Genomic DNA, 19,514 nt, shown 5'->3' on the forward strand with positions numbered 1-19,514 from the left:
CACGCTGGCTTCACGTAGTGAATCCCCTCATGATGGGATTTGTGCAACAAAGCCGCATAAAGTTTTGATAGTAAGTCGTCTTCACTTATCAAAACAGCACCTTTTTCTTCTGCTAGTCTCTTTGCTAACGTACTTTTTCCAGCACCCATCTTTCCACAGAAAAATATTAACGTTCCGTTTGTCATATAGCTTCCTTACAGCACTTCAATAGTGCCATCTGCGTTACGTCTGTAGTCAGCTACAGCATTGGTTAAACGTATCTCGTCATTTAAGTGGTAATACGTCTTTTCAATCTGCGCCACGCTAGTGCCACACATATCTGCTATCTGTCTGAACGTTAAACCACTCATAATACGCTGCGTAATCATAAAGTGACGCAAGCTGTAGGGTACTAAGTCACGCACTTCCCTATCAGCAATATCAGCTAACTCAATCATCTTGTGCCAGTGGTATAGCAGCGTACGCTTGCTTAGTTCGTTAGCGTTATCCACTGTAAAGATTAACTCGTCAGCAGTTTTAGGTTTAGATATTTCACGCAAGCGTTCAAAGTACTGTCCGTTACGACACAAGAAGGTGCGACTTGTACGCACTTTACTTGTCTCTGCACGTACGTGGATACGTGCTAGCTTTTGTTCTTCGCCATTTACTTTGTGACGTTCAATCTGCACATCACTCCAACGCAGCTGTCGCTGTTCACCAACACGCAATCCACTGTTAGCTGCGATTAGCACATAGTGCTGCACGATTTTTCGCACTCTAAGTTCAGCATCATCTAGCTTGTTGTGTTTGGCAGTGTAGGTACGCATTGCACGATACAGTGCTTCGTATTCGTCATTAGTCAGTGTTGCACGACGTATAGCTTCATTGCCTTTGTCTAAGCGTGGTAGCTTCTTAAAGTCGAAGCCATCAATGTGTGTTTCGCCATTCTTATGCAGCCACTTCATCAGCGCATTGATGGTGCTTTGTTCGTTTTGCACTGTGACTTGTTTGACGTTGCCGTTGGTGGCTTTGTGGCGATGGTAGAAGTAGTTTTCGCAGTCAGTACGTTCTAGTTCTTTCAGCTTGGTGTCTTTGCCCATGAAGCTTAGAAAGTGCTGTAGATGCGTTGCGATTGTTGTGTGACGTCCCTTTACGATGTGTCCAAGTTCAACGTCACGCATACGGAACGATAAGTACTTCTCCACACCTTCTTTTGTGGTTATGGAGAAGTAGGATTTACCTTGTTGCAGATTAGCGTAAATCTCTAAGTACGCAGCTTTACCCTTTTCTATTGCAGTAGCTTCACTGCGTGTACGTAGGCTTTTACGTGCGTACTTGTTTTCTTTTGGCAACCACATACGAAACTGCCAATACTCACCTCGCTTGTAGATACAAGCTTCGTCAAATATTGCTATCTCGCCTTCAGCAAACTGCTGTTTCTTCAGTGCCAAATCTTAGTCTCTGAGTTACTACGAGTTTCAGTAGTCACACGTTTGTGCAACATTTTGTGTAACTGTATGAAAAAAGACTAAGGAAATCAACGATTGATTTTTGAGTGTGAAAGTAATGTGTAAGTCATTAATTCAATAATATCAATAACTTACGCTTGAAAAACTACTCCCACTCAATCGTGCCCGGAGGCTTGGATGTGATGTCATAGGTCACACGGTTGATGCCCTCGACTTCGTTGATGATCCGCGTGGCGGTTTCACCAAGAAATTCATGGGTAAACGGATAGTAATCCGCAGTCATCCCGTCGACCGAGGTCACCGCGCGCAGGGCGCAGGCATAGTCGTAGGTACGGCCATCGCCCATCACGCCAACGGTCCGCACCGGCAGAATCGCGACAAAGGCTTGCCAGATATCATCATACAGCCCGTGCTTGCGGATCTGGTCGATGTAGACTGCATCCGCTTTGCGCAGGATGTCCAACTTGGCGCGGGTGATCTTGCCAGGGCAACGGATCGCAAGGCCGGGGCCGGGGAAGGGGTGGCGCCCGATAAAGCTCGCGGGCAGACCCAGTTCACGCCCCAAGGCGCGAACCTCATCCTTGAACAACTCGCGCAGCGGTTCAACAAGGCTAAGGCCCATTTTCTCGGGCAGGCCACCGACATTGTGGTGGCTTTTGATCGTCACAGAAGGACCGCCTGAGAAGCTGACAGATTCGATCACATCAGGATACAGCGTGCCTTGGGCCAAAAACTTTGCGTCGCCAATGGCTGTCGCGTGCTTTTGAAAAACGTCGATGAACAGTTTGCCGATGGTCTTGCGTTTGACCTCCGGGTCGCTGATCCCTTCGAGTGCGCCCAAAAACAGATCCTGCTCTTCGGCGTGGATCAGTTTCATGTTGTAATTGTCGCGGAACATCGTGACGACTTCCTCGGACTCGCCCTGACGCAGCAGGCCGTGATCCACAAAGACGCAAGTCAGCTGATCCCCAATCGCCTCATGGATGAGGACCGCGGCGACCGAGCTGTCAACGCCGCCGGACAGGCCACAAATGACCTGATTGTCGCCGACTTGAGCGCGGATCGCCTCAATCGCTTGTTCGCGGTAGGCGCCCATGGTCCAGTCGCCGTTAAACCCGGCCAAACGCACAAAGTTTTCGTACAGACGCGCGCCTTTGGGGGTGTGGTGCACCTCGGGGTGGAACTGCACAGCATAAAAATCGCGCGCGGTATCGGCCGTGATGGCGAACGGCGCATTGGGGGAGGTGCCAAAGACCTCAAACCCCGGCGCAATCGCGCTGACGTGATCCCCGTGGGACATCCAGACCTGCTCTGCACCGTCGTCGAACCAACCGTCCAACATCGGCAGGGCGGATTTGGGCGTCACATAGGCGCGACCGAACTCAGCGGTGCCATGGCCCCGCTCAACGGTGCCCCCCAGCATGTGCATCATGACCTGCTGACCGTAGCAGATGCCCAAGATTGGCACGCCCAGATCAAAAACCGCCTCAGGCGGGCGGGGCGATCCGGCGTCGATCACACTGGCCGGTCCACCGGACAGAATCACCGCCTTGGGCGCAAAGGTTTCCAAAAACTCGGCTGTCACGTTTTGGAACGGATGAATCTCGCAATAAACGCTCAATTCCCGCAGGCGACGCGCAATAAGCTGGGTCACCTGGCTGCCGAAGTCGATGATCAAAAGGCGCTCGTGGGTGCCTGTATCCGTCAAGGTATTTGTCATGGCGCGGGTCTACGCCTGCAATGATGCGTGCGCAAGCGTGGCAATGTCGCTTTGCGCCCTCAAGGGGCGGAAAAGAGCCTCGCGCCCACGGGATCGCGCGCTATGTGATGTCCAACTGTAGCGCGGAGGGTGCCATGAGTAATGTAGCAGAAACAGGTCGTCGGCGGAGCCGTGGGGGTGGTGGTGCTGCGCGCCGTGCGGAGCGGACCGCGATTTCGGTCGAGACCGCCAAGTATATTGAGCGGAATATCCCCAATTTTGAGGTTCTCAACGAAGAGGCGTTGGAGATCATTGAGGCCAACGCGGAAACCGTGCTGGCCGAGATTGGTGTGAATTTCGTGGATAACCCTGCCGCGCTGGATCGCTGGCGCGAAGCAGGCGCGGATATTGATGGCGAACGCGTGCGTATTCCGCGTGGATTAGCGCGGCAATTGTGCCAGACGGCGCCATCGCAGTTCACACAGCATGCGCGCAACCCCGAACGGTCCGTTGAAATCGGGGGCAAGAACCTCGTGTTGGCGCCAGTTTATGGCCCGCCCTTCGTGCGCGACGCCCAAGGCGGTCGCCGCTACGCGACGATGGCTGACTTTGAGAAATTCGTGAAGCTGGGCTACATGTCCAAGTGGTTGCACCACTCGGGCGGAACGGTGTGCGAGCCAACCGATGTTCCGGTCAACAAGCGTCACCTCGATATGTTGTATGCGCACATGTCGCTGTCGGACAAACCATACATGGGTTCCGTGACAGAACCCTCGCGCGCCCGCGACTCGATCGAAATGTCAGATATCCTGTTCGGTGGGTTGAACGACCGCACAGTCATGACCTCACTGATCAACATTAACTCGCCGCTCACCTTTGATGGCATCATGATGGGCGCGCTCGAAGAATTCGCCGCCGCCAATCAGGCGAGCATCATTTCGCCGTTCATCGTGGGCGGGGCAATGGCGCCTGTGTCTGTGGCCGGGACGCTGACCCAAGTGTTGGCCGAGGTTATGGCCGGTGTCGCGTACAGCCAGTTGATCCGCCCCGGGGCACCCGTGATCTTTGGCGCGTTTGTGACGTCAATTGACATGAATTCCGGCGCGCCCACGTTCGGGACGCCTGAGGCCGCACACATCACCTATGGCGCAGGCCAATTGGCGCGGCGGCTCGGGCTGCCGTATCGTTCGGCGGGGTCATTCTGTGGCTCCAAACTGCCCGACGCGCAGGCGGCTTATGAAACAGCAAACTCGTTGAACGTCGGCCTTCTGTCGGGGGTGAACTTTATGCTGCACTCTTGTGGCTGGCTGGAGGGCGGTCTTGTGGCGTCGTTCGAGAAGTTCGTGATGGATGCAGATCAGCTAGGCACATTGCACCACATCGCGCGGGGCGTGGCCGTTGACGAAAATGCACAAGCGATGGATGCATTACGCGAAGTTGGTCCCGGCGGGCACTTCCTTGGATGCGCGCACACCCATGCGAATTTCAAGGATGCGTTCTGGCGGTCCGAGATGCTGGACTACAAGCCATTTGAGACGTGGTTTGAGGAGGGCGCCCGAGATACAGAGGCACTTGCAAGCGCCAGGGTTGAGAAATTGATTGCTGCTTATCAGCAGCCGCACTTGGATCCGTCGATCGATGCCTGTCTAAAAGAATATGTTGCCAAGCGAAAAGAGGGCATGCCCGACGCGTTCATCTGATTCGCCGTGTTTACCTTTTGTTCTGAGGGTTAACTGTTTTGCAATATGAAACGCCCGGGTGTGTTATCCACACCCGGGCGTTTTTTTGCTGCTGATTGTTTCCAGTTTCAGCCTAATGTTCGGGCCTCACCCATCATTGCAATCAAGATATCGACATGCCGGGTCAGCGAATAGTTGGCATCGCCCGTCTGGCGGCGGACTTCTAATTTGTCTTCGATGTCCATCAACATGGGCAGCGCTTTGCGCGATGTTGCGGGCACGGCGACCCGTGTCAAACGGCGTAAGTCCCTCTTGCGATTATAGTCTGCCACCCCCATGCGCGCAGCCCGAACCAATAGTGCAGGGCGATTTAAGCGGGAAAGTTTATGGGTCAGATCGCACATGGGACATTCCTTGAGTTGCAAATAATACGTGATTTGTGATCGCTAAGATTTGCCACAAACTTGACCGGTGTTGCCGACGAATTGGTTGCACCGTTCGGTCCTGCCTCGCGTTTACTTCTTGGAAACAATTCAAATAGTTTTCCACAGACATTAAGGACTTAGTAACCAATATCTCGCTGTTTAAGGGGCGTGACCTTCGCCGAACCTTGGACAAACACAATGGAACAGCCCCTTCGATTTCCCTATCCGGAAATGCCCGCAATGCCCCAATGGGTGCCCGACGCTGTGCGTCGGTATTTGGAGCATACATCGAACGGAATGGCCCTGCGTGAGGTTGCCCGCCGGGACGGATGCCACCCGTCTACGATCTTGCGGCAAATCCGTCGTCTTGAAGGTCGCCGTGATGATCCGCTGATCGATGATGCGCTGGAAACGCTCGCAACCCAACTCACTCCCCCGACTGACCAAAAGGACTGCCCTTCAATGACAGCAATGAGTTCCCCCGCCAGTTTGCTGGACGACGACACGATCGCGCGTGAGGCGCGACGAATCTTGAGACGGCTTTGCGAACGCGATGCCGTCCTCGTTGTCAGCCATGAAATGGACCGCGCCGTTGTGTTGCGCCAACCTGATGATGAGGCCCCGACCCGCACAGCCGTTGTGCCGCGCCCTGTGGCGCAGGCATTCGCGCTGAAGGATTGGATCAGCTGTTATGCGGCGGGCAAGGTCACCCGGTATCGCATCACCGAGGCAGGGCGCGCAGCACTTAAACGGTTTCTGGCCGAAGACCATAAGCGTAAAATTGAACAACGCGGGATGGCCGAAGCACCGTCACCGTTTTTGACTCAACACGTCGAGTGGGGGGAGCGGACAATCCCCGGCACGGACGAAACGCTGCGGGTCAATTTAGCCGAAAGCCCGCTGGGGGCGCTTGCGCGGAAAAAGGACAAAAACGGAGAGCCGTTTTTGAACATGAATTTGGTTCTTGCCGGTGAACGTCTGCGCGAAGACTTTGAGGCCGCGCATATGGGCGCGCGTGTGGGCCAGAACTGGGAGCGGTTTCTCACCCCCGGTGATCGCGGCAGCTTTGGTGCCAAGGGGCCTGCATCCGGGCCTATGGATGCCCGCGCGCGGGTGCATGCTGCTCTACAGGACCTTGGTCCCGGCCTTGGTGACGTCGTCCTGCGGGTCTGTTGCTATCTTGAGGGGCTTGAGGCAGCTGAAAAACGCATGGGCTGGGCGGCACGCTCGGGTAAAATCGTGCTCCGCATCGCGCTCCAGAGACTAGAACTGCATTACGCGGGCCTCAGGTAGACCACGGGCGAAGCTCTGAACCACCCTGCCTGTGGGGGCCAGGGGGTCGGATGAAACGGGTTCGGCGCGGCTTTTGCAGGTGATGCAAAGACTGTGATGATACATAAAGTGTGAGAGTTTTTGAGGGGTCGCAGCAAGCGGCCCTTGTTTCGTTTGTCTATGCATTGGAGTGGTGTGGGGCAGGGCGTTGGTGCCGCTCAAGAGGGAAAGCCTAGACCAGCATGCTTGAAACACCGTTGGGGTTAAATGTCGTGAGGTCTTGGTTGCGCAAGATCACGACCGTGTCGCCTTCGGTGTTTCGATACTCGATATCGGAGCCCACCTGTATCGGTGTCATCACAATGGCGGGATCCGTTGCTGCCACCTCAATCGCCAACTGATCGGTTCCGGTGTTGTAATCGTTGATGATGACCGGATCGCCGGTGCGCTCCGCGAGGAGCAAGAACATATCATCACCGTCGCCGCCCTCGGCCTCATCGCCGCCACCGAGGATCATCATATCATTCCCGTCGCCGCCCATAAGCGTGTCGACCGCGCCATCGTCGGGTAGCGTGGATTGGAATAGATCGTCGGGCGGCGTTCCGGTGTCGCCAAACTCGAACCATTCCGAGAGGCTCAGGTCACGCTCACCCAAGGTGCCGGAGAAAAGGACGTCATCTCCCGCGCCACCGTTCAGCACATCCGCGCCAGCTCCGCCCGTAAGGACATCGCCACCTAGACCGCCGTCCAAGGTATCAACTCCATCGCCGCCAAAGAGATAGTCATTGCCCGCGCCACCGTTCAAAGTGTCTGCCCCAGTCCCGCCGTCAAGAAAGTCACCGCCGCTGCCGCCCTCGATCCTGTCTGCGCCTTCTTCCCCCACAAGGATATCGGCATCTGCACCGCCTTGGATCAGATCATTGCCGGTTCCACCGATCAAAATGTTGACCCCATCCCCACCCGATAGGGTGTCATTGCCCGTGCCGCCGTTGATGAGGTCGTTGCCCGGCTCACCGTCAAAGACATCGTTCCCACCGCTTAGCGTGGTGATACGGTCCAAGATGTCATCGCCTGTCGTCTCAGGCTCATCCTCCAAGTCCCCGAAGGTGCCAGTTTCCACCCCCTCATCTGAGGCCGATCCGCCAAGCCCCATCATCAGGGGGGCCAAAAGAAATAATCCCAACAACTCTAGCATAAGAGGCTCCGTCAAAACGCGGTCCAAGGTGAGCAATCACCGGGACAAGAGAAAAGGTTAACAAAATGTAGACAGAAAAACTGAGGTGGAAATTGGGCGGGTCTGTGTCGCGGCAACGAAAAAGGCGCGGCCCCTTTACGGCGCCGCGCCTCTTTAAATCTTGAACTGTCAGAGCCGCTTAGCGGTTTTCGACATCCACGTAGTCACGCTGCGTGGGGCCGGTGTATAGCTGACGGGGGCGACCAATCTTGTGGGCCGGGTCCGACAGTTGCTCTTTCCACTGCGAAATCCAGCCAACGGTGCGCGACAGCGCAAAGATCGGTGTGAACATGGACGTGGGGAAGCCCATCGCCTCAAGAATGATGCCCGAATAGAAATCAACGTTCGGGAACAGCTTCTTCTCTGCGAAGTACGGATCCTCGAGGGCTGCCTTTTCAAGCTCTTTGGCGACCTGCAATAGCGGGTTGTCTTCGACACCCATCAGTTCCAGAACTTCGTCCGCAGACTGCTTCATCACCGTCGCGCGTGGGTCAAAGTTTTTGTACACGCGGTGGCCAAAGCCCATCAGGCGGAACGGATCGTTCTTGTCCTTAGCGCGCGCGATGAACTCGGGAATACGGTCGGGCGTGCCGATTTCCTTGAGCATTTCAAGGCAGGCTTGGTTCGCGCCACCGTGGGCAGGGCCCCAGAGACACGCGATACCGGCCGCGATGCAGGCAAACGGGTTCGCACCAGAGGACGAGGCTAGGCGCACAGTCGAGGTGGAGGCGTTTTGCTCATGGTCTGCATGGAGCGTAAAGATACGGTCCATCGCGCGAGCGAGGATCGGATCGACCACGTAATCCTCAGCCGGGACCGAGAAACACATGTGCAGGAAGTTGGCCGCATAATCGAGGTCATTGCGGGGATACACAAACGGCTGCCCGATGGAGTATTTGTAGGCCATCGCAGCAATTGTTGGCATCTTGGCGATCAGACGGTGCGAGGCAACCTCACGCTGCTGCGCGTCCGAAATATCGGTACTGTCGTGATAAAACGCCGACATTGCACCCACAACACCGACCATCGTGGCCATTGGGTGTGCGTCGCGACGGAACCCGCGGAAGAAGTTGTGCATCTGCTCGTGGATCATTGTGTGACGCGTGATTGTCGTCTCAAAATGCTCCAGCTCAGCCGCCGACGGCAGCGCGCCGTAAAGCAGCAGATAGCAGACCTCAAGGTAGTGGGATTTGCCGGCCAGCTGATCAATCGGGTAACCGTAGTGCAGCAGGACGCCTTCATCGCCATCGATGTAGGTGATCGCACTGTCGCACGCCGCGGTCGACGTAAAACCGGGGTCATAGGTGAACACCTTGCCCTGCGCATAAAGCTTGCGGATATCAAGCACATCAGGACCCAAGGTGGGGGAGTGGATTGGCAAATCGAGTGTCGTGTCGCCGATGGTCAGCGTCGCCGTCTTAGGAGTATCAGCCATGGTTTTCCTCATATTAGGCCCACGCTCTTGGCGCGCAGGTCAGGTGCGTTTCAGCGCGAAACAAGAGGGTCGGCCTCAGGTCTCCGCGCTGGCATCATTTATTCGGGCCAAGGTTTCATCACGGCCCAGAACCAACATCATGTCATATACGCTTGGGGTCACAGACCGACCCGCAAGAACTGCGCGTAGGGGGCCTGCGAGCTTGCCAAAACCGATGCCATGCGCGTCGGTAATGATCCCGAATGCTTCCTCCAAAGCGTCTCGCGACCAGCTAGCAGTTTGCAGGTGCGGCGTCAATTCAATCAGTATACCACGGGATACCGCATCCAGCGCCTTGGCAGCCTTCGCATCCGGTGTAATGGGGCGCGAAGTCAGTGCAAACTCAGCCTTTTCAATGAGTTGCGGAATTGTTCGCGCCGATGGCTTGAGGCAATACATCGCACGTTGCAAAGTCTGACGCTGCGTCGCAGAAAATTCCTCGACCGGTTCGAGGCTCCGGTAGGCATCTACGGCGGCCATGGCCTCATCGTCGGTCATCATCGCGATGTGCTGGCCGGACGTATGTTCCAGCTTTTTCAGGTCCAAACGGGCAGGGGCTTTGCCGATGCCGTCCAGATCAAACCACTCGAGCGCTTGCGCATCGGTAAAAATCTCATCATCGCCGTGGGACCAGCCGAGGCGTGCAAGGTAGTTGCGCAAGGCCGCGGCGGGGTAGCCCATGGCGGCATAATCCTCAATTCCAAGTGCGCCGTGGCGTTTGCTGAGCTTTTTGCCGTCTGCGCCGTGGATCAGGGGAATATGCGCCCAGACGGGTACGCTCCACCCCATCGCAGCATAGATCTGTTCCTGCCGTGAGGCGTTATTAAGGTGATCATCACCCCGGATCACATGCGTGACGCCCATGTCGTGATCATCAACAACGACGGCCAGCATGTAGGTTGGTGTCCCGTCAGACCGCAGTAGGATCATATCATCCAGCTGCGCGTTCTGAACAACAACAGTGCCTTGCACAGCGTCGTTCACCCGCGTTTCGCCGTCACGCGGGGCCTTCAGGCGGACCACATAGGGGGCATCTGGATGCTCAGCCTCGGGCACATCCCGCCAAGGGCTGAGGTACAGCGTGGACCGCCCCTCGGCCTTCGCGGCATCCCGGAAGGCTGCGATTTCGTCTTGGCTGGCAAAGCACTTGTAAGCCGTGCCTTGCGCCAACATGGTGTGAGCAACCTCTGCGTGGCGGTCCGCGCGCTCAAACTGGCTGATCGCGTCGCCGTCCCAATCGAGGCCCAACCAAGTCAGCCCGTCCAAAATCGCTTGCGTCGCCTCAGGGGTGGATCGGGCGCGGTCGGTGTCTTCAATCCGCAGCACAAATTTACCGCCGCGCGCACGGGCATAGAGCCAGTTGAACAGCGCCGTACGCGCCCCTCCGATGTGCAAAAAACCCGTAGGCGATGGGGCGAAACGAGTGACGATAGGGGTCTCGGACTGGGACGAAGTCATAGGGGATTAACCTTTTAGCAACCAAGATGAGCGATGAGTGAGGGGACGTGCTTTGGGCGGGGTTTAGACCCCGCGAATTGGGGACACAAGAGTGACCGACCCAGCCGCCCTGATGGGGGTGATGAGAACCCGCCTGATCTGGGCGTTACAAAGCCAACGGGGCCACCGCTTGCCCTTTGTTGCAGTGGCGTTCGGCGTTGGCGTGGGGGCCTATTTTTCCCTGCCGGTTGAGCCGAGTATACGGGTCTTATCGGCGATTGCGCTGGCGGCTTTGGCGGCATTTGCCGTTGGTTACTGGCTACGTGAAACCTTTGGCGGGGTTGCCGTGGTTCTAGGGGTTGCGTGTCTGGGCCTGTTGATCGCAGCCCTACGCACCCACAGCGTTGCTGCCCCAGTTCTGGCCTTTCGCTATTACGGCGCGATTGAAGGGCGGATTGTCAAAATCGACCGCTCAGCCTCGGACAAGATGCGGTTAACGCTTGATCGCGTGCGTCTTGCGAACATGTCGCCGGACCGCACACCCAAATACGTGCGGGTTTCGCTGCATGGGGCGCAGCCGTACCTTGCGCCCGCACCCGGCCAGCGGGTGATGATGACGGGCCACCTGTCACCGCCCAATGGCCCTACGGAGCCGGGCGGTTTTGATTTTCAACGCCATGCGTGGTTTCAATCTATGGGGGGCGTCGGCTACACCCGAACGCCGGCCTTATTGGCGGCGCCTGATCCCGGTGAATTGTGGCTTCAATCGTTGCGCGCAAACATCGCCGCCGGTCTGGCCGACCGGATCGGAGGCCAAGCGGGCGGCGTGGCGGCTGCTGTTGCCGTCGGGGATCGGGCTGGGATTGATGCCCCAACGATGGAGGATTTGCGCGCCTCCAACCTCGCACATTTGTTGGCGATCTCGGGCCTACATATGGGGCTGCTTGCGGGGTTCGTGTTTATGTCGGTGCGCGGCGGCCTTGCGATGATCTCGCCTCTGGCGCTGCGGTATCCGATCAAAAAATGGGCGGCCCTCGTGGCGCTGCCAGCGGCGGCCTTTTACCTCGCGCTTTCAGGGGGAAGTGTCGCCACACAGCGCGCATTCATCCAAGTCGCGGTGATGCTTGCTGCGATTTTATGCGACCGTCGTGCTTTGACGCTGCGATCGGTGGCAATCGCGGCGTTGATTGTTCTGGCATGGCGACCAGAGGCCCTGTTGGGCCCTGGGTTTCAAATGTCCTTTGCTGCGACCACCGCCATGGTCGTGATATTCAGCGGGATGCGCGGTCACACGCCTCGCCTGCCGATGGGTGTTGCGCAGGTCAGCGCAGTGTTGATGTCCTCCATCATTGCAGGCGCTGCGACCGCACCCATTTCAGCAGCACATTTCAACCAGATCGGCCAATACGGCGTTCTTGCGAACCTCTTGAGCGTTCCGATGATGGGCACAATCGTGATGCCGTTGATGGTTGTTGCAGCCGTCCTCAGCCCCTTTGGGCTTGAAGGAGTGGCGCTGTGGGGCATGGCATTGGGGCTGGATTGGATCCTCTGGGTCTCTGCCTTTGTGGCTGGGTTAGACGGGGCGTTGCGCTTGATCCCCGCGCCATCCAACGTGGTTTTGCCGCTGCTCTGTCTGGGATGTTTGTGGTGCATCGCGTGGCAAGGGCGGGCGCGCTGGATCGGGGTGGTGCCCGCCATCGCCGCATTCGCGTTGTGGGCCGCCACGCCGCGCCCGATGGTCCTGATTTCTGCCAGTGGTAACTTGGTGGGCGTGCAAACATCGCAAGGCCGGGCCCTGTCAAAACCACGTGGCGATGGGTTCGTAGCCCAGAACTGGCTCGCCGCAGACGGATTACCTAAGGATCAGGAACAAGCCGCGGCGCGGTGGTCAATGGATGCAGAAACGGACCACGGTTTGGTGCACCTGTACGGACGCGGCGCTCAGGACCGAGTTGCTCAGGCTTGTCGGAGATCTCACGCTGTGGTGGCCAACAAAGATTATGATGCACCAGAGGGCTGTCTTTTTCTCTCGCCCACAGTTTTGCGCAGCACAGGGGCCATTGCGGTGACGCAAGATGGCCGCGTCATTACAAGCCGCCAGACACAAGGAAACCGGCCCTGGGTCCCCAGAGCCGGTCAAGCGCCTGATTTAGCGCCGCTTCAATATGTGCGGATGAGCCCGACGAGCCGCCCCTGAACCGCCACGCTGTCGTCAGGCAACATGCGGGTTTCATAAGCTGGGTTCGCGGCCTCAAGAGCGATCATGCCACCCTTGCGGTGATACCGCTTCAGCGTCGCTTCATGACCTTCGACCAAGGCCACCACGATTTCACCGTTATTGGCAGTCTCTTGCTCTCGGATGACGACGATATCGCCGTCGTTGATGCCTGCGTCGATCATCGAGTCGCCTTTGACCTCAAGGGCGTAATGCTCTCCGCCTGATCCGAGCATTTGGCCGGGCACGGCGACGTGGTTAGCAATCTCGCTGATGGCTTCGATCGGAACACCGGCGGCGATACGGCCCATCACGGGCAGGGTGGTCGCATCGGTGGCGATGTCCATGGCGCCAGCCGGTGCAGGGCGCGGTGCGGGCTTATCGCCCTCAATAACTGTGGGTTTGAACCCTTTGGCTTGCAGCGCGTCAGGCAGCTTGACGATTTCGAGCGCGCGAGCCCGGTGCGGCAGACGCCGGATAAAGCCACGCTCCTCAAGAGCGGTGATCAACCGGTGAATTCCAGATTTGGAACGCAGATCAAGCGCTTCCTTCATTTCGTCGAACGAGGGCGGCACACCGTCCTTCGCCATACGCTTTTGGATATACTCGAGAAGGTCGAGTTGCTTCTTGGTCAACATCTGCACGGGCCTCCCTATGGGGTTAGGTTCAACCCATGTTCTACAGGTGTTCTTGTTTTGTGTCAACAATTCTGTGTTCTACAAGATATTGTGGTCACAACGTAATGATAGACACACTTTCGCCTTTGGCCCGAGCCGGGTCGCGAATGGGGCGTACCACCAGCGCGTTAGAGGCCGCCAAAACCGACATCAAAGCGCTGTCTTGGGCGTCGTGCACACGAACGGTTCCATCGGGCGCCAGGTGTGCGCGCATGTAGTGCTCTCTGGGGCCATTGGGTGTCAGATCGTTGGCCAAAGTGGCCTGCGCGGTTTTTGGCGCGTCCGCGGGTAAACCCAGCATTTTGGTGATCAGCGGGACGATAAACAGGGTTGAGCAAACCATTGACGACACGGGGTTTCCGGGCAGGCCAATCATTGGCAAACCGTCCATGTTTCCAGCCATCAACGGTTTGCCGGGGCGCATCGCGATCTTGTAGAACGACTGGTCCATGTTCAGGTCAGCGGCAACCTCAGCCACGAGATCATGATCTCCGACCGACGCCCCACCGATGGTCACGATGAGGTCCGCGCCCTTGGCCATTGCGAAGACGTCGCGCAGTGCTGCTCGGGTGTCGCGCGCGATGGGCAAAAGACGGGTCTCGGCGCCTGCTGCCTCTAACTGCGCGGCGATGCCGTAGCTGTTGGAGGCGATGATTTGGTCTGGATTTGGGGCCTCACCCGGCGCGACCAACTCGTCGCCCGTGGCCATAATCGCAACGACAGGTTTGCGCACCACTGGGATCACCGCGTGGTTCATGGAGGCCAAAAGCGCGATGTCGGCGGGCCCAAGCTTGCGCGGTGCTGCAAACAGATCACCTTCGTGGAAATCGCCTCCCGCTGGGCGGACATGGCGCCCGGTATCGAGGGTCTCACCGAGTGTGATTAGGTCGTCAGTCCGCGTGACATCCTCTTGGATCACGACACGGTCCGCACCCTCAGGCAGCGGTGCACCTGTGAAAATGCGCACGGCCTCACCGGGGCGAACCGCACCGTGAAAGGCGTGGCCTGCTGCGGCCTCTCCGATGACGCGCAGGGTGCTCCCTGTGGCCCAATCGCCATCTTGAACGGCATAGCCATCCATGGCGGAGGCGGAAAATGGCGGCTGCGTGCGCTTGGCCCGCAGATCCTCGGCCAAGACACGGCCAGCAGCGGCACGAAGGGAAACCTGCTCCGATGAAAGGCGCGTGCCAAGGCTCAGCACCTTTTCCAACGCCTCCACAACGGAAATCATGCGTCGGACTTACTGGGCGCTTCAAACACACCCGACTTGCCACCTTCTTTGCGTAGCAGGCGGATGTCTTTGATTTCCATGTCTTTCTGGATTGCCTTCACCATGTCGTACACGGTCAGCAGCGCGGTTGAGACAGCTGTCAGTGCCTCCATCTCAACCCCGGTTTTGCCGCCCGTCTTGACCGTCGCAACAACGCGGACGCCTGGCAGGTCGGGCACAGGCTCGAGCTCAATTGCGACCTTGGTGATCGGCAATGGGTGACACAGTGGGATCAAGTCGGCAGTCCGCTTGGCCCCCATGATCCCTGCAAGCCGGGCCACCCCCATAACATCGCCCTTTTTTGCCGAACCATCTTGAATGGTTTCAAGCGTTTGCGCAGACATCTTGATGTAGCCTTCAGCCACGGCCATGCGGGCTGTGTCCGCCTTGTCCGAGACATCGACCATATGCGCCTGACCGTCGGCGTCGAAGTGGGTAAGGCCGCTCATAGACCTGGCACCAACGGGTTGGCGAGCAAGGCGCGGGTTGCTGCGGTGACGTCCGTTTGGCGCATCAGGCTTTCTCCGATTAGGAATGTGCGCGCCCCAAACCGGGCCATGTCCGCAAGGTCTTCGGGCGTGTAGAGGCCGGACTCGCTGACCACCATGCGGTCTGCAGGCACCCTGCGCGACAGTGTCCGCGTTGTATCAAGACTGGTCTCGAAGGTATTGAGATCACGGTTGTTTATCCCCATCAGGGGTGAGCGTAGCTGTGAGGCGCGTTCCAGTTCTTCGGCATTATGCACCTCAAGCAAAACGTCCATGCCCCACTCAAATGCGCAGGCCTCTAGATCAGCGGCTTGGATGTCCGTGACAGAGGCTAGGATGATCAGGATGCAATCCGCCCCCAACGCACGCGCCTCGGCCACCTGATAGGTGTCGTACATGAAATCCTTGCGCAGGCACGGTAGCGACGTCGCCTCGCGTGCGGCCACGAGGTAGCTATCATCGCCCTCAAAGCTGGGCCCATCTGTCAAAACAGAAAGGCACGCGGCACCGCCCTGTTCATAGGCTTGGGCCAGTTCTGGCGGATTGAAATCGGCACGGATCAACCCCTTGGAGGGAGAAGCCTTTTTGACCTCCGCGATCAGGGCGTAGCCTGTCCGGGATGCGGTTTCTAACGCCTCGGCAAAGCCGCGAGGCGCGCTGGCTTGGCGGGCGTCCGCCTCAACATCCGCTAGGGATTTGGCGGCTTTGCGCGCGCTGATTTCCTCAAGCTTATAGGCTTTGATTTTCTCAAGAATGGTCGGGGTGCTCATGAGGCCTCCGAGGTGAGCGCCGCAAGGGCTGCGAGTTTCGATTTAGCTGCACCGCTGTCGATGCTTTCGCGGGCGTGTTCGACGCCCTCGTGCAGGTCGGCGGCGACGTCCGCAATGACGAGTGCGGCGGCAGAATTCAACAAAACGGCGTCGCGGTATGCGCCGGGCGCGCCGTTCATCAATGCCTCAAACGCGCGGCCATTTTCCGCGGGTGTGCCGCCCAAGATCGCTTCGAACGCGTGTTCGGGCAGGCCCGCGTCGTCTGGGTGTAGCTCACGCTCGGTCACGGCCCCGTTTTCGAGGGCGGCGACGTACGAAACCCCGGCGATCGACAGCTCATCCGTGCCGTCACTGCCATGCACAAGCCACGCCTTTTCGGAGCCGAGATCCAGCAACGTTTCGGCCATGGGGCGGATCAGATCGCGGCTGAACGCCCCGGTCAATTGACGCAGAACGCCCGCAGGGTTCGTCAGTGGCCCCAAGACGTTAAACAACGTTCTTGTGCCCAGCTCGGTGCGCGTGGGCATGACGTGTTTGATCGCGGGATGGTGCATTGGCGCCATCATAAAGCCGATGCCCACCTCGTTAATGGCGCGTTCGACCACGGCAGGTCCAACCATCACGTTAACGCCCAACGCGCCCAAAGCATCCGCGGCACCGGATTTGGACGACAGGTTGCGATTGCCGTGCTTGGCCACCGTGACGCCTGCGCCCGCAACCACAAACGCCGTCGCAGTCGAGATGTTGAGCGTACCCTTGCCGTCACCGCCTGTGCCGACGATATCCATCGCGCCCTTGGGCGCGGCCACAGCGTTACACTTGGCGCGCATCACCGAGGCAGCCGCAGCGATTTCGGGTGTGGTTTCACCACGGACGCGCAGCGCCATCAAGAAGCCGCCCATCTGCGACGGGGTCGCGTCGCCCTCAAACAGGCAGCTAAACGCCTCTTCGGCTTCTGCGCGGGTCAGGGGGCGGTCGGCGGCAATGCCGATCAGGGGTTTTAGGCGGTCACTCATGCGGAGATCTTTGTCATATCTAGGAATGTCCTAAGCATAGCGTGCCCATGCTCGGAGGCGATGCTTTCAGGATGAAATTGTATGCCGTGGATCGGCGCGGTTTTGTGGGACAGGCCCATGATCGTGCCGTCCTCCAGCCAACCCGTGACTTCTAGCGTGTCGGGCAGGCTGTCGCGGTCCACCACAAGGCTGTGATACCGGGTGGCTTTGAACGGTGTGGGCAGGTCTTTGAATAGGCCGCGGCCTTCGTGGTGCATCATGCCCATCTTGCCATGCACGATTTCGTGGCAGCGCGTGACCGTTCCGCCAAACACCTGCCCGATAGACTGATGGCCAAGGCAGACGCCGATCAGAGGCGTCTGTGTCTCGGCGGCGGCTGTAATCATATCCAAGCAAATGCCCGCATCATCCGGGGTGCCGGGACCGGGGGACAGCATAATCGCCTCAGGGCGCAGGGCCATGGCCTCCTGCACGCTGAGCGCGTCATTGCGGACCACCTTCACATCAGCACCCAGCTCACCAAGGTAGTGCACAAGGTTGTAGGTAAAGCTGTCGTAGTTATCGATCAGCAGCAGCATAGGGCCATCCCGGCAAAGAGCCTTTATCTTGGGCAATAATTTGCCCGAGGAACGAAATCTAGGGGGTGAACCCCGGCGTCAGTCGCGGTATACATGCCCAGAGCGGTGCGCCGGGGTCAAGTCCCCGCGAGCGGCACAACCTGCGGCACGCACCACGCGAGGTTTCGAAGGAGAGACGGGCATGATCCGGGGGCTTTTGAGTGGGGTGGCATGGGGCGCACTCGTGGCTGGCATCGGCATGGCCGCTTTGTCGCTTGCAACGCCTTTGGTGACGCCGTTTGCCACTGCGCCGGTGGATAGCGTCGCCGTGGCACCAACCCCCAGTGTGATCCAAGCACCAGAGTTGCCCATGGCTGCGCCAGACCCAGCCCCTAAAGTCGCGCCAAACACGCCCGAACCCGTTGACGTGACCGAGGTCGCCCCCGCGCCGCAGCCTGTTGAGGTTGAGCCGCAGGAAGTGGCGCCCCCCGCACGCGACGTTGAAACGGCCACCATTGAGCCCGCGCAACCCGTTGAGACGGCAGAGGCGACGGTGCAATTTAACCAACCGGCATTGCCGCAGGTGTCGGCCTTGCCTGGGACGGATGCAGCGGTCGTCGCGCCAAGTGTGGCGGCACCATCAGTGCCCGCGACCAATGATACCAACACGTTGGCGACCCCGCGTCTTGATACCCAAAGTGCGGCCCTACCGGCCCCGGTGGCGAGCCTGCCGCAAGTCCGTGTGCCAAGCGAAAATGCTCGGCCTCAAGTGTCACAGGCGGTGGATGCCGCCGCGCCTCCGCCCAGTTTTCAGCCAGCCCCATTGACAGATACCCCGATCACCGCGCCGCAAGTGGACGTAGCAGCGGTAGACACGGCCCCCGCCACGCCACAGCCGGCGCCAGTCGTGGATGTGGCCCCGCAAATGCCGCAAACCTCGGTCGTGACGCCGCGTATCGCAGCCCCCGCCGAACCCCCGCAGGAGGCACAGCCCGCGCCGCAGGTGGCCGTGGTCACCCCGCGCATTCTGGAGCTTGGACAGGACACACCGGGCACTGCCGTGGGACGGATCGCCCTAGAAGGTGGTTTGATGACCGACACGCAGCGTGAGGCCGCGCAGGCCCTTGAGACTGCGCTGCCGGATACGAGTGTAGCCGCTGCACAGCCGCAGGCACTCGACGCTCATGCGATCCCTTTCACACGGTTCAGCCCGGACCTCCCGGTGATGTCGATCGTGTTGATCGACACGCCTGCGTCGCGCTTGGACCGTGTGACCTTGCTGGGCTTTGCACTGCCCGTAACGTTTGCGGTGGACGCGACCCAACCAGATGCCGCTGAGGCCGTGCGCAGTTATCGCGAAAATGGCTTTGAGGTCGTCCTGCTGGCCAATGGCCTGCCACAAGAGGGCACAGCCCAGGACCTTGAGCGCGCCTTTGAGGGGGCTGTGAACGTGGTCGATGAAGCGGTTGCCGTGCTTGATACGCCGGATGGGTTCCTTAGCAATACGCGCGTGGCCCTTGACACCGTGCTGGGCCGTTTACAGGGCAGTGGTCATGGACTTTTGACGCTGCCCCAAGGGCTGAACGCGGCTGAGGCTGCAGCGCGCCGAGCTGGGGTGCCGGGCCTAACGGCGTACCGGATGTTGGATGCTGAGCGTGAGCAAAGCGCCGTGATCTCGCGCTACCTTGACCGCGCGACGTTTACCGCAGGCCAAGAGGGTCATGTGGTTGTGGTCGGCCATTCCTACGCGGACACGGTCACAGCGCTATATGCGTGGCAGCAATCGAACCGAGCGCAGTTTGTGCAGGTCGCCCCAGTATCGTATCTGTTGCGGGAATTCGGTCAGTAGCACG

17 protein-coding genes are annotated in these 19,514 nt (G+C 58.7%); 4 read left to right on the forward strand and 13 right to left on the reverse strand.

The genetic code is table 11. The annotated features are described in order from the left end of the window. The 3 genes from THS5294_RS01220 to guaA all read right to left on the reverse strand — a co-directional run. A partial coding sequence (locus THS5294_RS01220) for a P-loop nucleotide/nucleoside kinase family protein (RefSeq protein ID WP_145974153.1) occupies positions 1–185 on the reverse strand: 185 nt, incomplete at its 3' end. 9 nt (positions 186–194) lie between these two features. After that, entirely contained in the window at positions 195–1,430 is a 1,236-nt protein-coding gene (locus THS5294_RS01225) for a tyrosine-type recombinase/integrase (RefSeq protein ID WP_058122296.1), read from the reverse strand. Positions 1,431–1,593: 163 nt separating this feature from the next. Continuing rightward, a complete protein-coding gene (guaA, locus tag THS5294_RS01230; protein ID WP_058122297.1) occupies positions 1,594–3,168 on the reverse strand; it encodes a glutamine-hydrolyzing GMP synthase in 1,575 nt (524 codons plus the stop codon). Positions 3,169–3,302: 134 nt separating this feature from the next. On the opposite strand from guaA, the gene THS5294_RS01235 reads away from it, so the two are divergent. After that, positions 3,303–4,847: a trimethylamine methyltransferase family protein gene (locus tag THS5294_RS01235; protein WP_038003853.1), complete on the forward strand. Its 1,545-nt coding sequence runs from the start codon at positions 3,303–3,305 to the stop codon at positions 4,845–4,847. Between the two features lie 107 nt (positions 4,848–4,954). Here THS5294_RS01235 and THS5294_RS01240 read toward each other — a convergent pair whose 3' ends face one another. Further along, on the reverse strand, positions 4,955–5,230 hold the full coding sequence (locus tag THS5294_RS01240; RefSeq protein ID WP_038003285.1) for a DUF6477 family protein: 276 nt from the start codon (positions 5,228–5,230) through the stop codon (positions 4,955–4,957). Positions 5,231–5,449: 219 nt separating this feature from the next. Between THS5294_RS01240 and THS5294_RS01245 the strand changes: the two genes are divergently transcribed. After that, a complete protein-coding gene (locus THS5294_RS01245; RefSeq protein ID WP_052068394.1) occupies positions 5,450–6,544 on the forward strand; it encodes a DUF6456 domain-containing protein in 1,095 nt (364 codons plus the stop codon). A gap of 211 nt (positions 6,545–6,755) precedes the next feature. Here THS5294_RS01245 and THS5294_RS01250 read toward each other — a convergent pair whose 3' ends face one another. The 3 genes from THS5294_RS01250 to gltX all read right to left on the reverse strand — a co-directional run bounded on the left by THS5294_RS01250 (position 6,756) and on the right by gltX (position 10,689). Next, complete coding sequence (locus tag THS5294_RS01250; RefSeq protein WP_058122298.1) at positions 6,756–7,718, reverse strand: calcium-binding protein; 963 nt, start codon at positions 7,716–7,718, stop codon at positions 6,756–6,758. 178 nt (positions 7,719–7,896) lie between these two features. Further along, entirely contained in the window at positions 7,897–9,192 is a 1,296-nt protein-coding gene (locus THS5294_RS01255; protein ID WP_058122299.1) for a citrate synthase, read from the reverse strand. Between the two features lie 75 nt (positions 9,193–9,267). Further along, positions 9,268–10,689 (reverse strand): glutamate--tRNA ligase, encoded by a 1,422-nt coding sequence (gene gltX / locus THS5294_RS01260; RefSeq protein ID WP_058122300.1) that lies wholly within the window; start codon positions 10,687–10,689, stop codon positions 9,268–9,270. Positions 10,690–10,780: 91 nt separating this feature from the next. Here gltX and THS5294_RS01265 point away from each other — a divergent pair, with 91 nt between their 5' ends. Beyond that, positions 10,781–12,865, forward strand: coding sequence for a ComEC/Rec2 family competence protein (locus THS5294_RS01265; protein WP_233486381.1), 2,085 nt, complete (start codon positions 10,781–10,783; stop codon positions 12,863–12,865). Here THS5294_RS01265 and lexA read toward each other — a convergent pair. The 6 genes from lexA to THS5294_RS01295 form a co-directional block, all read right to left on the reverse strand. Next, on the reverse strand, positions 12,829–13,521 hold the full coding sequence (lexA, locus tag THS5294_RS01270; RefSeq protein ID WP_058122301.1) for a transcriptional repressor LexA: 693 nt from the start codon (positions 13,519–13,521) through the stop codon (positions 12,829–12,831). The two genes, THS5294_RS01265 and lexA, sit on opposite strands and share 37 nt — an antisense overlap. A 94-nt stretch (positions 13,522–13,615) precedes the next feature. After that, positions 13,616–14,791 (reverse strand): molybdopterin molybdotransferase MoeA, encoded by a 1,176-nt coding sequence (locus THS5294_RS01275; RefSeq protein ID WP_058122302.1) that lies wholly within the window; start codon positions 14,789–14,791, stop codon positions 13,616–13,618. After that, positions 14,788–15,279, reverse strand: coding sequence for a cyclic pyranopterin monophosphate synthase MoaC (moaC, locus tag THS5294_RS01280; protein ID WP_058122303.1), 492 nt, complete (start codon positions 15,277–15,279; stop codon positions 14,788–14,790). The genes THS5294_RS01275 and moaC overlap by 4 nt, the downstream gene beginning before the upstream one ends. Beyond that, positions 15,276–16,088, reverse strand: coding sequence for an indole-3-glycerol phosphate synthase TrpC (gene trpC / locus THS5294_RS01285; RefSeq protein ID WP_058122304.1), 813 nt, complete (start codon positions 16,086–16,088; stop codon positions 15,276–15,278). The genes moaC and trpC overlap by 4 nt, the downstream gene beginning before the upstream one ends. Beyond that, positions 16,085–17,104: an anthranilate phosphoribosyltransferase gene (gene trpD / locus THS5294_RS01290; protein ID WP_058122305.1), complete on the reverse strand. Its 1,020-nt coding sequence runs from the start codon at positions 17,102–17,104 to the stop codon at positions 16,085–16,087. The genes trpC and trpD overlap by 4 nt, the downstream gene beginning before the upstream one ends. Next, positions 17,101–17,682 (reverse strand): anthranilate synthase component II, encoded by a 582-nt coding sequence (locus THS5294_RS01295; protein WP_058122306.1) that lies wholly within the window; start codon positions 17,680–17,682, stop codon positions 17,101–17,103. Before THS5294_RS01295 ends, trpD begins: the two co-directional genes overlap by 4 nt. Before the next feature lie 181 nt (positions 17,683–17,863). Here THS5294_RS01295 and THS5294_RS01300 point away from each other — a divergent pair, with 181 nt between their 5' ends. After that, positions 17,864–19,510, forward strand: a complete 1,647-nt coding sequence (locus THS5294_RS01300; protein ID WP_058122307.1) for a divergent polysaccharide deacetylase family protein — start codon at positions 17,864–17,866, stop codon at positions 19,508–19,510. Positions 19,511–19,514: the final 4 nt, after the last annotated feature.

This window comes from Thalassobacter stenotrophicus (assembly GCF_001458315.1).
In the GTDB taxonomy this organism is placed as follows: domain Bacteria; phylum Pseudomonadota; class Alphaproteobacteria; order Rhodobacterales; family Rhodobacteraceae; genus Thalassobacter; species Thalassobacter stenotrophicus.